General features: G+C 64.1%; 10 protein-coding genes and 2 tRNA genes. 2 read left to right on the forward strand and 10 right to left on the reverse strand.

Features of this window, described 5'->3' with window-relative positions; genetic code table 11:
* Window positions 1–577 precede the first annotated feature (577 nt).
* Complete coding sequence (rlmB, locus tag ACXI0U_RS20760; protein ID WP_374979105.1) at window positions 578–1,336, reverse strand: 23S rRNA (guanosine(2251)-2'-O)-methyltransferase RlmB; 759 nt, start codon at window positions 1,334–1,336, stop codon at window positions 578–580.
* Entirely contained in the window at window positions 1,333–4,155 is a 2,823-nt protein-coding gene (gene rnr / locus ACXI0U_RS20765) for a ribonuclease R (protein ID WP_431482791.1), read from the reverse strand. The genes rlmB and rnr overlap by 4 nt, the downstream gene beginning before the upstream one ends.
* Window positions 4,156–4,330: 175 nt before the next feature.
* On the opposite strand from rnr, the gene ACXI0U_RS20770 reads away from it, so the two are divergent.
* Window positions 4,331–4,417 (forward strand) — tRNA-Leu (locus tag ACXI0U_RS20770).
* Window positions 4,418–4,531: 114 nt separating this feature from the next.
* Window positions 4,532–4,618 (forward strand) — tRNA-Leu (locus ACXI0U_RS20775).
* A gap of 55 nt (window positions 4,619–4,673) precedes the next feature.
* On the opposite strand, the gene ACXI0U_RS20780 is transcribed toward ACXI0U_RS20775, so the two are convergent.
* The 8 genes from ACXI0U_RS20780 to hfq form a co-directional block, all read right to left on the reverse strand.
* On the reverse strand, window positions 4,674–6,608 hold the full coding sequence (locus ACXI0U_RS20780; RefSeq protein ID WP_263403763.1) for a methyl-accepting chemotaxis protein: 1,935 nt from the start codon (window positions 6,606–6,608) through the stop codon (window positions 4,674–4,676).
* 139 nt (window positions 6,609–6,747) lie between these two features.
* Window positions 6,748–8,043, reverse strand: a complete 1,296-nt coding sequence (locus ACXI0U_RS20785) for an adenylosuccinate synthase (RefSeq protein WP_184490532.1) — start codon at window positions 8,041–8,043, stop codon at window positions 6,748–6,750.
* A 52-nt stretch (window positions 8,044–8,095) separates the two neighbouring features.
* Window positions 8,096–9,283, reverse strand: a complete 1,188-nt coding sequence (locus ACXI0U_RS20790) for an ATP phosphoribosyltransferase regulatory subunit (protein WP_021219737.1) — start codon at window positions 9,281–9,283, stop codon at window positions 8,096–8,098.
* 34 nt (window positions 9,284–9,317) lie between these two features.
* Window positions 9,318–9,503, reverse strand: coding sequence for a DUF2065 domain-containing protein (locus ACXI0U_RS20795; RefSeq protein WP_374981958.1), 186 nt, complete (start codon window positions 9,501–9,503; stop codon window positions 9,318–9,320).
* A gap of 105 nt (window positions 9,504–9,608) precedes the next feature.
* On the reverse strand, window positions 9,609–10,475 hold the full coding sequence (gene hflC / locus ACXI0U_RS20800; RefSeq protein ID WP_021219739.1) for a protease modulator HflC: 867 nt from the start codon (window positions 10,473–10,475) through the stop codon (window positions 9,609–9,611).
* Window positions 10,475–11,632, reverse strand: coding sequence for an FtsH protease activity modulator HflK (gene hflK, locus ACXI0U_RS20805; protein ID WP_431482792.1), 1,158 nt, complete (start codon window positions 11,630–11,632; stop codon window positions 10,475–10,477). The genes hflC and hflK overlap by 1 nt, the downstream gene beginning before the upstream one ends.
* 98 nt (window positions 11,633–11,730) lie before the next feature.
* A complete protein-coding gene (hflX, locus tag ACXI0U_RS20810) occupies window positions 11,731–13,032 on the reverse strand; it encodes a ribosome rescue GTPase HflX (protein WP_021219741.1) in 1,302 nt (433 codons plus the stop codon).
* A gap of 12 nt (window positions 13,033–13,044) precedes the next feature.
* Window positions 13,045–13,299, reverse strand: coding sequence for an RNA chaperone Hfq (gene hfq, locus ACXI0U_RS20815; RefSeq protein ID WP_031287790.1), 255 nt, complete (start codon window positions 13,297–13,299; stop codon window positions 13,045–13,047).
* Between the last annotated feature and the right edge of the window lie 87 nt (window positions 13,300–13,386).

Genomic DNA, 13,386 nt, shown 5'->3' on the forward strand with positions numbered 1-13,386 from the left:
AGGCAAGGAGTGAATGTTTCGTTTTGGCTTGCCGGCGAGGAAGGCGCGCAAACGCCCGCCGGTGCGGCAAGGGGCGCCATTCTAGAGAAGCGCCCGGGGGCGCGCAAGAAAAACTGGTGAATATTTGAACAGCGCCGGGGGCGCTGGAAGCTGGAAGCTGGAAGCTGGAAGCTGGAAGCTGGAAGCTGGAAGCTGGAAGCTGGAAGCTGGAAGCTGGAAGCTGGAAGCTGGAAGCTGGAAGCTGGAAGCTGGAAGCTGGAAGCTGGAAGCTGGAAGCTGGAAGCTGGAAGCTGGAAGCTGGAAGAGCCTGGGGGATCGACGGAGACCGTCAACCCCTGGACTCATCTGTTTTCGGAGCCTGGACGTAGGGTGGACCACGCTTCACCGGTCCACCGCAACGGAGCCTCGATCGGCACCGCTGGTGGATGCAAAGAGCGGCATCCACCCTACGCGCAAAACCCGCTTCAGGCTTCAGCACGTAGCCCGGGCTTCAGCCCGGGAAAGCCTCACACCAGCGCCAGGGTCACACACAACGGAGACATGGCGGCATCCGCCCACTCACTTCCAGCTTCAGGCTTCAGGCTTCAGGCTTCGCTTTCATCTTGCGCTGGCGTAGCGCCTCGAACAGACAGACGCCAGTGGCGACCGAGACGTTGAGGCTGCTGACGCTGCCGGACATCGGCAGCTTCACCAGGTAGTCGCAGTGCTCGCGGGTGAGGCGGCGCATGCCCTTGCCTTCCGCGCCCATGATGAGCACGGTCGGGCCGGTCAGGTCCTGCTGGTAAAGTTCCTGTTCGGCTTCGCCGGCGGTGCCGACGGTCCACAGGCCTTTCTTCTGCAGCTTCTCCAGGGTGCGCGCGAGGTTGGTCACGGCGACCAGGGGAATCACTTCGGCGGCACCGCAGGCCACCTTGCGCACGGTGGCGTTAAGGGTGGCGGACTTGTCCTTGGGCACGATCACCGCCAGCGCGCCGGCGGCATCGGCGGTGCGCAGGCAGGCGCCGAGGTTGTGCGGGTCGGTCACACCGTCGAGCACCAGCAGCAGGGGCGGCCCTTCAGCCCCCTCCAGCAGTTCGTCGAGCATGTTCTCGCCCCACACCTGGCTGGGGCTGACCTCGGCGACCACACCCTGGTGGACGCCTTCGGCCCATTCATCCAGCTCGCGCCGATCCTTCTGCCCAACGGGCACACGGAATTGACCAGCAAGCTCGACCAGCGCCTGGACGCGTGGATCATGCCGGCTTTCCGCCAGCCACAGCTGCTTGACCCGCTTGGGGTGGTGGCGCAACAGCGCTTCCACGGCATGCACGCCGTAGACCTTTTCCAAATCACTCATGGTTTGACCTTGTCACTGCCGCCAGCGGCTTTCGTCTTGGGCGGTCCTTTGCGGTGCTTGGTCGGCTTGCCGGGCTTGCTCGCCGGCTTGGCCTTCTTCGGCTTGCCGCCGCTTGGTTTGCTGCCTGGCTTGCTGCCTGGTTTGGCGTCGCGATCCTTGGCGGTCGGATCCTGGCCACCCGCACCGAAAAGCGCCCCCTTGGCGGGACGGGACTGGGCCTTGCCGCCTTGAGGCTTGCCACCACGGGGCTTCTCACCCCCATGACGCGCCTCGCTGAGCAACGCCTGTTTCAACGCGCGGCTGCGGTTGACGTCGGTGTTGCCAAGCATTTCGTCGGCCTGGGCGAGGATTTCCGGCGATACGGCCGGCAGTGCCTGGACCTTGCCCGCCTTGCTGCGGCGCGGCGCCACGGCGACGCCGGGGGCCAGTTGCTCGGGCTGCGGGTCGCGTGCGGCGGCCTTCTTCGCCAGGGCCGCAGGCTTGCTGCCGCGGCTCCGGGTCTTGGAACCTTTGGCCGGCTTGACCTCGGGAGCGGGCGCGGACTTCTCGGCACCGCGCTTCTTGCGGCCGCCCGGTGCATTAAGGGGATTCTCGGCCAGCTCGAAGTCGATCTTGCGCTCGTCCAGGTCGACGCGCGCGATCAGCACTTCGATCGTGTCGCCCAGGCGGAAGCTGCGACCGCTGCGCTCACCTGCCAGGCGGTGGTGGATCGGGTCGAAGTGGTAGTAGTCACCCGGCAATGCGGTGACGTGCACCAGGCCTTCTACATAGATGTCGGTCAGTTCGACGAACAGGCCGAAGCCGGTCACCGCCGAGATCACCCCGGGGAAGGTCTCGCCCACGCGCTCGCGCATGTACTCGCACTTCAGCCAGTTGGTGACGTCACGGGTGGCTTCGTCGGCGCGGCGCTCGGTCATCGAGCACTGCTCGCCGAGCTTCTCCAGGGCGGCCTCGTCGTACGGGTAGATACGCGCCTTGACCATGGCCGTGGCGCCGGCACGCTTGACGTGCACCGTCTCGCGCTTGGAGCGGACCACGCTACGGATGGCACGGTGCACCAGCAGGTCCGGATAACGACGGATCGGCGAGGTGAAGTGGGTGTAGGCGTCGTAGTTGAGGCCGAAGTGGCCCTGGTTGTCGGCGCTGTACACCGCCTGGCTCAGGGAGCGCAGCATCACGGTCTGGATCAGGTGATAGTCCGGGCGTCCGCGAATAGTTTCCAGCAGAGCCTGGTAATCACTCGGTGTGGGTTCGCCCTTGCCGCGATTGAGGGTCAGGCCCAGCTCACCAAGGAACAGGCGCAGCTTGTCCAGGCGCTCAGCCGGCGGGCCGTCGTGCACACGGTAGAGGGAGGGGATGTCGTGGTCCTGCATGAAACGGGCGGTGGCCACGTTCGCGCAGAGCATGCATTCCTCGATCAGCTTGTGGGCGTCGTTGCGCTGGGTCGGGCGGATCTCGGCGATCTTGCGATCGGCGCCGAAGACGATGCGCGTCTCCTGGGTTTCGAAGTCGATGGCGCCGCGTACCTGGCGTGCAGCCAGCAGCACCTTGTACAGCTTGTAGAGCTGCTGCAGGTGCGGAACGACCTGCGGCATCTGCTCGGCGAGCTGTTTGCCTTCGATGGAGTCGGGAGTTTCCAGCAACTGGCTGACCTTGTTGTAGGTCAGCCGCGCGTGGGAGTGGATCACCGCTTCGTAGAACTCGTAGCCGGTCATCTTGCCCGCGCGGGACAGGGTCATCTCGCAGACCATGGCCAGGCGATCGACCAGCGGGTTCAGCGAGCAGAGGCCGTTGGACAGCGCCTCCGGCAGCATCGGGATGACCTTCTCGGGGAAGTACACCGAGTTGCCGCGCTTGGCGGCCTCTTCGTCCAGCGCCGAGCCCACCTTTACATAGTGGGAAACGTCGGCGATGGCCACGAACAGGCGCCAGCCACCTCCCTTGCGGGCCTCGGCATAGACGGCGTCGTCGAAGTCACGGGCGTCTTCGCCGTCGATGGTGACCAAAGGCAGGTGGCGCAGGTCGATGCGCTTTTCCTTGTCCTTCTCGGCCACTTCCGGCTTCAGCTTGGCGGCTTCCTTGACCACGGCCTCGGGCCATTCGTGGGGGATGTCGTAGCTGCGCAGGGCGACTTCGATTTCCATGCCCGGCGCCATGTAGTCGCCCAGCACCTCGACCACTTCGCCCTGGGCGACACGGAAGTTGCTCGGCCACTGCTCGATCTTCACCTGCACGAACTGGCCGTGCTTGGCGCTGCCCTGCTTGCCCTGGGGCACCAGCACTTCCTGCTGGATCTTCGGGTTGTCGGCCACCACGCGGGCGATGCCGCTTTCTTCGAAGAAGCGGCCGACCAGGGTTTCATGGGCGCGCTCGATCACTTCCACCAGCGCGCCTTCGCGGCGGCCACGGCGGTCGAGACCGGATACGCGCGCCAGGGCGCGGTCGCCGTCGAACACCAGGCGCATCTGCGCGGGGCTGAGGAAGAGGTCGTCACTGCCGTCATCGGGAATAAGGAAGCCGAAACCGTCGCGGTGGCCGCTGATGCGGCCGCAGATCAGGTCGAGCTTGTCGACCGGTGCATAGGTGCCACGGCGCGTATAGATAAGCTGGCCGTCCCGCTCCATGGCGCGCAAGCGCCGACGCAGAGCCTCCAGCTGGTCTTCGGTGGTCAGACCGAACTCTTCGACCAACTGCTCGCGGTTGGCCGGGGCGCCACGTTCATCGAGACGCTGCAGGATGAGCTCGCGGCTGGGGATGGGGTTTTCATACTTTTCCGCCTCGCGGGCGGCCTCGGGATCGAGGTTTTGCCAATCGGCCATCAGAGGGGATTCACCTTTTCATTCATAGTTATGTTTGCCATCTGTCTATTGAAGCGCGAAATCCGTTCAGCGGTCAGCTTTCATCCAAGAATAATTTTTTTTGCAGTCAGGGGTTTACAAGCAAAAAGTCGAACCGTATAGTTCGCGCCCACAGCGTTGCTGAGACGTTGTGAGTGCCCAGGTGGCGGAATTGGTAGACGCACTAGGTTCAGGTCCTAGCGGTGGCAACACCGTGGAAGTTCGAGTCTTCTCCTGGGCACCATTATTCAAGCGACTGAGCCTTTGGCTTGGTTTGCAGTACAAAGGGTAGCAGCACACCCTGTCGACCTGGTCGATCAAGTGCAGCAAAAAAGTCGATGAGCGATCATCGCAATGTGCCCAGGTGGCGGAATTGGTAGACGCACTAGGTTCAGGTCCTAGCGGTGGCAACACCGTGGAAGTTCGAGTCTTCTCCTGGGCACCACTCTTCAACACAAAGCCGAGCTCTGCTCGGCTTTGTGCTTTCTGGCATCCAGCCATCAGGCCTTGAACTGGCCGAGGCTGGATTTCAGTTGCGCCGCCAGCCCGTCGAGCACACGCCCGCTGCTGACGGTTGCCGCCACGGCGTCCGCCGCCAGGCGCGCCTCGGAATGAATGACATCGACCCGCCCCCGCACGGCATGCGCCCCTTCGGCCTGGTGCTCGGCCGCTCGCGCCGCCGCCCTCACCGCCTCGTGCACTTCCTCCACCGCCTGCTGCACGCTCTGCTGCAGGCGCTCGCTGTCCCGCAGCGCATCGATCCCCTCGGTTGCGCGGGCGCGCGCCTGGGCAATGGCCGCGACCGCCTCCTTGGCGCCCTTCTGCAGTGCACCGATATGCGCCTGGATATCACCGGTGGATTGCTGGGTCTTGCTGGCCAGCGCACGCACCTCGTCGGCCACCACCGCGAAGCCGCGACCACTCTCCCCCGCCCGCGCCGCTTCGATCGCCGCGTTCAACGCCAGGAGGTTGGTCTGCTCGGCGATGCCGTGGATGACCGAGAGCACCACTTCGATCTGCTCGCTTTGCCGCGCCAGGCGCTCGATCACTTCGGCACCGTTCTGCACACGCTCTTCCAGGGTCTCGATCAGGCCACCCACCTTGCGGGCGATGGCGGCATTGTCCTGGGTCGCCTGGCGAATCTCGCCAACCTGCTGCAAGGCCGTTTGCATGGCCTGGCTTTCACCCTGGGCCTCGGCCGTCATCTGCGCCAGCGCATCGAGACTGCCGGCGACTTCATTGCGCTGGCGCTCGGCAGCCGCCGCGGCCGCCAGGCTGCGCTCGGACAGGGAGCGGATTTCACTGCCCGTGCGCACCGCCACATCCCCGGCCTCGCGGACGATGGGCTGCAGCTTGTCGATGAAGCGGTTCACCGCCGTAGCCATCTCGCCCAGCTCATCGGTGCTGTCCAAGCGCACGCGGCGGGTCAGGTCGCCCTCACCGGCGGCCAGGTCATTCAATGCGGCGATCAGCAGGCGCAGGCGATTGACCACGCGATGGCCGAGCACCACCGCCAGCACCAGCAGCACACCAAGCCCCACCAGCACCAGGGCCAGGCCGATGCGCCAGCGCAGCTCATTGGCGGCACCTTCCACCGTCTTCTGGGTACCAGTGCTCATGCCATTGGCGGCCTCCTGGGCGGACTTGAGCCGCGCCGTCAGCACCGCCGTGCTGTCGGTTGCCGCACCGGAAAGACTCTGCCCCACCAGCTCACCACCGCTGGCGATCAGCGCACTGAAGCGTGAGTCCAGCGCCTTCAACTGGTCTTCGATGGTGGCCGTGGAGACCCCTAGGCGCACCTTGCCGATCTCCACGCCATTGGGGCTGATGGAGGCTTCGACCATGTAGACGGACGGGTCGCTGGCGGCGGCGTTGAGCACCTTATCCAGCGCACGCTCGCCCTGCCCCTTGGCCAGCAGGGCCTTGATCGCGGCGTTTTCGCGGTTGAGGTAACGCGTCAGGTGCTGACCCTGGGCATCGTCATACACCACGAAGAGCACGTTGGGATTGCGCTGGGCGCGGCGGGCGAATTCGGAGAGCGTGGGTATGTCGTTGTCCCACATGGCGCGTGGCGCGACCGCGGCGAGCAACTGGGCGAGATCAGTGGCGGACGCCTTGAGGTTCTCTTCCAGCGTGGAGCGCAATTGCCCCTGCTCCGCCTTGAGGCGCTCGGACAGGGAGGCACTGAGGCGCTCACGGGTCTTGCTGGAAAGACTGGAAAGGCTGCCGGAAACCTCCTGACCAGCCTGCTCCAGTTCACCCGACAGGCGGCGGGTGTCGTCACCCAGGCGCTGACCGAGATCCTCGACCAACGAGTCGACCGTGCCCCGAGTCAGGGCAACGGCCACCACCACCTGCACCAGCAGGGAGACGCCGAGAGCGATGAAAACAGGCCGCAGCAAGCGGCTTCTGAGCAGGGAAAGGATGGCGGACACGACGATGCTCCTCTACGACCGTTCTTCTTTAACGGCGACTTCAGGGATTTATAGAGCGCCAGCAAGGGCCGTGCCGCAATATTTTCTTTCGCCCATGAAAAAGGGCCGCACGAGGCGGCCCTTTTTCGAGTCGGTCGACTCAGGCGTACGGGTGGCGCAGGACGATGGTTTCGTTGCGATCCGGGCCGGTGGAGATGATGTCGATGGGGGCACCGACCAGCTCCTCGATGCGCTTGATGTAGGCGCGGGCAGCAGCCGGCAGCTCATCGAGCGACTTCACGCCAACGGTGGATTCGCTCCAGCCCGGCATGTCTTCGTAAACCGGCTGCAGGCCGATGTAGCTGTCGGCGTCGGTCGGCGCATCGACCAGCACATCACCGTTCTGGTCCTTGTAGCCGACGCAGATACGGATGGTTTCAAGACCGTCCAGTACGTCCAGCTTGGTCAGGCACAGGCCGGAGATGCTGTTGATCTCGATGGCGCGACGCAGGATGACGGCGTCGAACCAGCCGCAACGACGGGCGCGACCGGTGGTGGAGCCGAACTCATGGCCACGCTTGGCCAGGAAGGCGCCGGTCTCGTCGAACAGCTCGGTGGGGAACGGACCCGAACCCACGCGAGTGGTGTAGGCCTTGGTGATACCGAGGATGTAGTCCAGGTACAGCGGGCCGAAACCGGAACCGGTGGCGGTGCCGCCAGCGGTGGTGTTGGAGCTGGTGACGAAGGGGTAGGTGCCGTGGTCGATGTCCAGCAGCGAGCCTTGCGCGCCTTCGAACATGATGTAGGCGCCCTGCTTGCGCAGTTCGTGCAGGCGGGCGGCGACGTCGGTGATCATCGGCTCCAGCACTTCGGCGTAGCCCAGGGCTTCATCGAGGGTCTTCTGGAAGTCGACGGCCGGCTCTTTGTAATAGTTCTGCAGGACGAAGTTGTGGTAGTCCAGCAGCTCGCCGAGCTTGGCGGCGAAGCGCTCGCGGTGGAACAGGTCACCGATGCGCAGGCCACGACGGGCGACCTTGTCTTCATAGGCCGGGCCGATACCACGGCCGGTGGTGCCGATCTTGGCATCGCCACGGGCCTTCTCACGCGCCTGGTCGAGGGCGACGTGGTACGGCAGGATCAGGGTGCAGGAAGGGCTGATGAGCAGGCGCTCGCGAACCGGCACGCCCTTCTCTTCCAGCTTGGTGATCTCGCGCATCAGCGCATCCGGCGCGACAACCACGCCGTTGCCGATCATGCACTGCACGTTCTCGCGCAGGATGCCGGACGGGATCAGGTGGAGCACGGTCTTCTCGCCGTCGATCACCAGCGTGTGACCGGCATTGTGGCCGCCCTGGTAGCGCACGACAGCGGCTGCCTGGTCGGTCAACAGGTCGACGATCTTGCCTTTGCCCTCATCACCCCACTGGGTGCCCAGGACCACGACATTCTTACCCATAACACTTGTCCTCTTCGGAAGCTCGATGCCGGCAACGGCCGGCGGGAAAACCTTAGGAAACCAGGGGCGCAACCTGCCAGCGCCCGTCACGCAGGGACAGCTGGCGATCGCAGCCGACCTCCTGCGCGCTATCTACATCCTGCCCCGGCAACGCCTGGACCACGCGCTGACCTTCGCTGCGCAGCCGTTTCACAGCCTGCCAAAGGTAGACGTCATGGACGTCGGGCGCCCAGATACCAGTCGGGATTTCGTCAAGATCCATCCGCCCCAGGGTGACCAGGGTCTTCAGGTCGGTGGAGAAGCCGGTAGCCGGACGGGCACGACCGAAGTCGGCGCCGATATCGTCATAGCGACCGCCCTGAGCAATGGACTGCCCCTCGCCCGGCACGAAGGCAGCGAATACCACACCCGTGTGGTAGTGGTAGCCGCGCAACTCGCCCAGGTCGAAATACAGAGGCAGTTCGGGGTAACGGAGTTCCAGCTCGTCGGCGATGGCGATCAGCTCGTCGAGGGCGACATGCACCTCATCCGGCGCATCCATCAGCACGCCCTGGGCCAGCTCCAGCACCTGGCGGTCGCCACACAGCTCGGCGAGCGCGCGCAGCATGGAAGCCAGTTCACTGGGTAGATCGGCGGTCAGATCGGCCACTTCGTCCACGGCCTTGCGCTGCAGGGCGTCGAACAGTTGCTGCTCCACTTCGCCCGACAGCTCGGCGGCACGGGCCAGGCCGCGGTAGATACCGACGTGGCCGAGGTCCATGTGCACATCCGGCACGGCCGCCAGCTCGAGCATCTCCAGCATCAGGCTGATGACCTCGACGTCACTGGCCGGGCTGGCGTCGCCATAGAGCTCGGCACCCAGCTGGATGGGGCTGCGGGAAGTGGAAAGTGCACGCGGCTTGGCGTGCAGCACGCTGCCGGCATAGCACAGGCGATTGGGACCTTCACGACGCAGGGTGTGGGCGTCGATACGCGCCACCTGCGGGGTGATGTCGGCGCGGAAGCCCATGAGGCGACCGGATTGCGGGTCGGTCACCTTGAAGGTGCGCAGGTCCAGATCCTGGCCGGCACCGGTCAACAGTGACTCGAGATATTCGATGTGCGGGGTGACCACGAAGTCGTAGCCCCAGCGCTGGAACAGGTCCAGTACCTGGCGGCGGGCTGCTTCGATGCGCGCCGCTTCGGGCGGCAGTACTTCTTCGATTCCATCTGGCAGCAGCCAGCGATCTACCGTTGCCATTACGCCATTCCCCTCTCAGCCGGGCGGCAAGCCTTCAGTGAAGCAGATACAGGAGGCCGGTCCCCAGCAACATGCTGACGAGGCCCATGAGGCGGAGCTGGCGGTCTTTCAACCCTACCAACCCGTGCACCGCGGCGCGCCAACGGCGCGGATAGAGGAAGGGCAGGATGCCTTCCAGCACCAGCACGAAACAAAACGCTATGCCGATTTCCTGCCACATGATTCTCGCGGACGCAAAAAAGCCGGGATTTCCCGGCTGACGCATGATACCACGTTTTCCCGGCGGGTCACCCCGGCGGACAGGACCGTCCGCCGGGGAAGACCATCACTTGGCCTTGTTGAGGAACTGGAAGAACTCGCTGTTCGGGTCCAGGACCATCACGTCGCCCTTGCTCGAGAAGCTCTCGCGGTAGGCCTTGAGGCTGCGATAGAAGCTATAGAACTCCTGGTCCTGGCTGTACGCCTTGGAGTAGATGGCAGCCGCCTGGGCGTCACCATCACCACGAGCCTCTTCCGATTCGCGATAAGCCTCGGCCAGCAGCACGCGGCGCTGACGATCGGCATCCGCGCGGATACCCTCGGCCAGCTCGCTGCCCTTGGCGCGGTGCTCACGGGCTTCACGCTCACGCTCGGTGCTCATGCGCTCGAACACGCTGCGGTTCACTTCCTTGGGCAGGTCGATGGCCTTGACGCGAACGTCCACCACTTCGATGCCCAGCTCCTTGCTGGCCATGGTGTTCAGCGAGCGTGTGATGTCAGCCATCAGGCCGTCACGCTCACCGGATACCACTTCGTGCAGGGTGCGCTTGCCGAACTGGTCACGCAGGCCTGCTTCCAGGCGGCGCGACAAACGCTCGTCGGCGATCTGCTTGAGGCCGGAAGTCGCGGTGTAGAAACGCTCGGCATCCGCCACGCGCCATTTGGCGTAGGCATCCACCATGACCGCTTTCTTTTCCTGGGTCAGGAAGCGCTGGGTCGGGGAATCCAGAGTCAGCAGGCGAGCGTCGAACTTGCGCACCTGGTTGACGTACGGAATCTTCACGTGGAGACCCGGCTTGACGTCGGCTTCGACGATACGACCGAACTGCAGGAGCACCGCGCGCTCGGTCTGCGCCACTATGTAGAAGCTGCTCCAGGCCACCAGGGCGAGGACAACGGCTCCGATCAGGGCGATCAGCGATTTGTTACCCATCAGCGACTCTCCCTAGAACGCAGATCGCGCTGCTGCAGATCGGTGGTGACGCGCGCCCCGAGATCGGCGGCGCCACTGGCAGCTGCGCCGGGAACGGCACTGCCGCTGCCACCACGGTTGTCGATCATCTTGTCCAGCGGCAGATAGAGCAGGTTGTTCTGCCCCTTGTCGCCGGTCAGCAGCACCTTGCTGGTGTTGCTGAAGACTTCCTGCATGGTGTCGAGGTACAGACGCTGACGCGTGACCTCCGGCGCCTTGCGGTACTCGGCCACCAGCTTGGTGAAGCGATCCGCCTCACCCTTGGCACGGGAGATGACTTCATCGCGGTAGCCGTTGGCGTCTTCGATGATGCGCTGCGCCTGGCCACGGGCCTCGGGGATCACGCCGTTGGCGTAGGCTTCGGCCTGGTTCTTGGCACGCTGCTCGTCTTCACGGGCGCGGATCACGTCGTCGAACGCTTCCTGCACCTCACGCGGGGCGGCTGCGCTCTGCACGTTCACCTGGGTGACGGTGATGCCGGTGCCGTAAGTGTCGAGGAACCGCTGCAGGCGCTCCTTGATCTCGCTGGCCATCAGCTCGCGCCCCTCGGTCAGGACCTGGTCCATCTCGGTAGAGCCGACCACGTGGCGCAGCGCGCTTTCGGTGGCGTGCTGCAGGCTGACTTCAGGCTGGTCGACGTTCAGTACGAACTTCTGCAGGTCAGTGATCTTGTACTGGACGGTGAGCGGCACCTCGACGATGTTTTCGTCTTCGGTGAGCATCTGACCCTGCTTGCTATAGGCACGCTCGCGGGTGACGTTTTCCTGGTACTTGCGATCGATGGGCGGGAAATAGATGTTCAGGCCCGGGCCGACGGTGTCGTAGTACTTGCCGAAGCGCAGCACCACGGCCTGCTCCTGCTCATCGACCACGTACACGGCGCTGTAGAGCCAGACCATGGCGAGAAGGAACAGGGCAATGCCGACCAGGCCGAAGCCGCCGCCCTTGCCACTGCTTTCGCCACCACCACGTTTCTTGCCGCCGAACAGCCCATTGAGACTGTCCTGCAGTTTGCGGAAGGCTTCGTCCAGATCCGGCGGCCCCTTGCGATCGCCACCACGGCGTCCACCCCAGGGATCCTGATTGTTCGAGTTGCCACCCGGCTCATTCCAAGCCATAGCGCTCTCCATACTGATAAAGCAAAGACGCACCCACGGCACGCCCGCCAATGCTACCGAAAGCCCGCCACCCGCGGCAAAAAGCGCACCCGCGGGCTTTATTGCAAAGTGTGTTGCTCCAGGAACTCCTGCGGCTTCCAGCCTTCACGGCTGACCAGACGATTGAGCTCCACACGCGGCACACGCAGCGCCAGGAGGAAGTCGCCCGCCTCATCGTGCTGCTCGCTCTGCACCGCGCCAAGGGAAAAGAACTGAGCCCTGAGCCTGCCCAGCTTCTGCGGCAGCCTCAGGGTACCTACGAACAGATCATCCCCCAGCAACTCGGCAATCGCCTGCTTGAGCAGATCGAGCCCGAGCCCCTCACGCGCCGACAGCCAGACCCGTTCAGGCTTGCCATCTGCGTCCCGCTGGATCTGCGGCTCCATGCCATCGAGCAGGTCGATCTTGTTGTACACCTCGAGCATCGGCAAGCCATCGGCACCGATTTCATGCAGCACCGCCATGACCTGCTCGATCTGCGCCATGCGCTCAGGCTCATGGGCGTCGATCACGTGCAGCAGCAGGTCGGAGTTGCTGGACTCCTCAAGGGTAGCCCGGAAGGCCTCGACTAGCTTGTGCGGCAGGTGACGGATGAAGCCCACGGTATCGGCCAGCACGATGGGCCCGAAATCGTTCAGCTCCAGGCGACGCAACGTCGGGTCGAGCGTGGCGAACAACTGGTCCGCAGCATAGACCTCGGACGAGGTCACGGCATTGAACAGCGTGGACTTGCCGGCGTTGGTGTAGCCAACCAGGGAAACGGAAGGGATATCGGCACGCTTGCGCCCGCGGCGAGCCTGTTCGCGCTGGCTGCGCACCTTGTCGAGACGCTGCTTGATCTGGCGTATGCGCACACGCAGCAGACGGCGGTCGGTTTCGAGCTGGGTTTCACCCGGCCCACGCAGGCCGATACCACCTTTCTGCCGCTCGAGGTGGGTCCAGCCACGGATCAGCCGCGTGCTCATGTGTTCGAGCTGGGCGAGCTCCACCTGCAGCTTGCCCTCATGGGTGCGGGCGCGCTGGGCGAAGATATCGAGGATCAGGCCGGTGCGATCGAGAACGCGGCATTCGAGCGCTCGCTCGAGGTTGCGTTCCTGACTGGGCGAAAGGGTGTGGTTGAAGATGACCAGTTCGACCTGCTCGGCCTTGACCAGGTCATGCAGCTCTTCGACCTTGCCAGTGCCGATCAGATACTTTGCCGTCGGCTGGTGGCGCGACACGGAAATGAATGCTGCCGTGTCGGCGCCAGCCGACCGAGCCAGCTCCTGGAATTCCTGCGGGTCTTCTCGCGCCTCGGGATTTTGGCCGTCCAGATGAACCAGGATGGCCCGTTCACCACCACCAGGGCGTTCGAAAAACAATGCAGACTCCTATCAGGCGTTACCAGGCTCGGGGTTTTCTTGCTCGGTGGCACTCGGCAGACGCACGGGGCGGCTCGGTACCACGGTGGAGATTGCGTGTTTGTAGACCATCTGGCTGACAGTGTTCTTCAGCAAAATCACGAACTGGTCGAAGGATTCGATCTGGCCTTGCAGCTTGATGCCGTTAACCAGATAGATGGAAACCGGTACGCGTTCCTTACGCAAGGTATTCAGGTAAGGGTCTTGTAGCGAATGCCCTTTTGACATATGCCGCACTCCTGTAGGGATATAAATCGATTTAGTTGTCAAATGACGAGAAAGTTAGGCCGCCCTACCCCCAAGGATAGACGGTAA

The organism is Pseudomonas sp. C9D1 (assembly GCF_056491235.1).

Coding starts and splice junctions, on each gene's coding strand:
- hfq (WP_031287790.1), bottom strand. CDS start 13,299: ATGTCAAAAGGGCATTCGCTACAAGACCCTTACCTGAATACCTTGCGT.
- hflC (WP_021219739.1), bottom strand. CDS start 10,475: ATGGGTAACAAATCGCTGATCGCCCTGATCGGAGCCGTTGTCCTCGCC.
- rnr (WP_431482791.1), bottom strand. CDS start 4,155: ATGGCCGATTGGCAAAACCTCGATCCCGAGGCCGCCCGCGAGGCGGAA.
- ACXI0U_RS20790 (WP_021219737.1), bottom strand. CDS start 9,283: ATGGCAACGGTAGATCGCTGGCTGCTGCCAGATGGAATCGAAGAAGTA.
- rlmB (WP_374979105.1), bottom strand. CDS start 1,336: ATGAGTGATTTGGAAAAGGTCTACGGCGTGCATGCCGTGGAAGCGCTG.
- ACXI0U_RS20785 (WP_184490532.1), bottom strand. CDS start 8,043: ATGGGTAAGAATGTCGTGGTCCTGGGCACCCAGTGGGGTGATGAGGGC.
- hflK (WP_431482792.1), bottom strand. CDS start 11,632: ATGGCTTGGAATGAGCCGGGTGGCAACTCGAACAATCAGGATCCCTGG.
- ACXI0U_RS20795 (WP_374981958.1), bottom strand. CDS start 9,503: ATGTGGCAGGAAATCGGCATAGCGTTTTGTTTCGTGCTGGTGCTGGAA.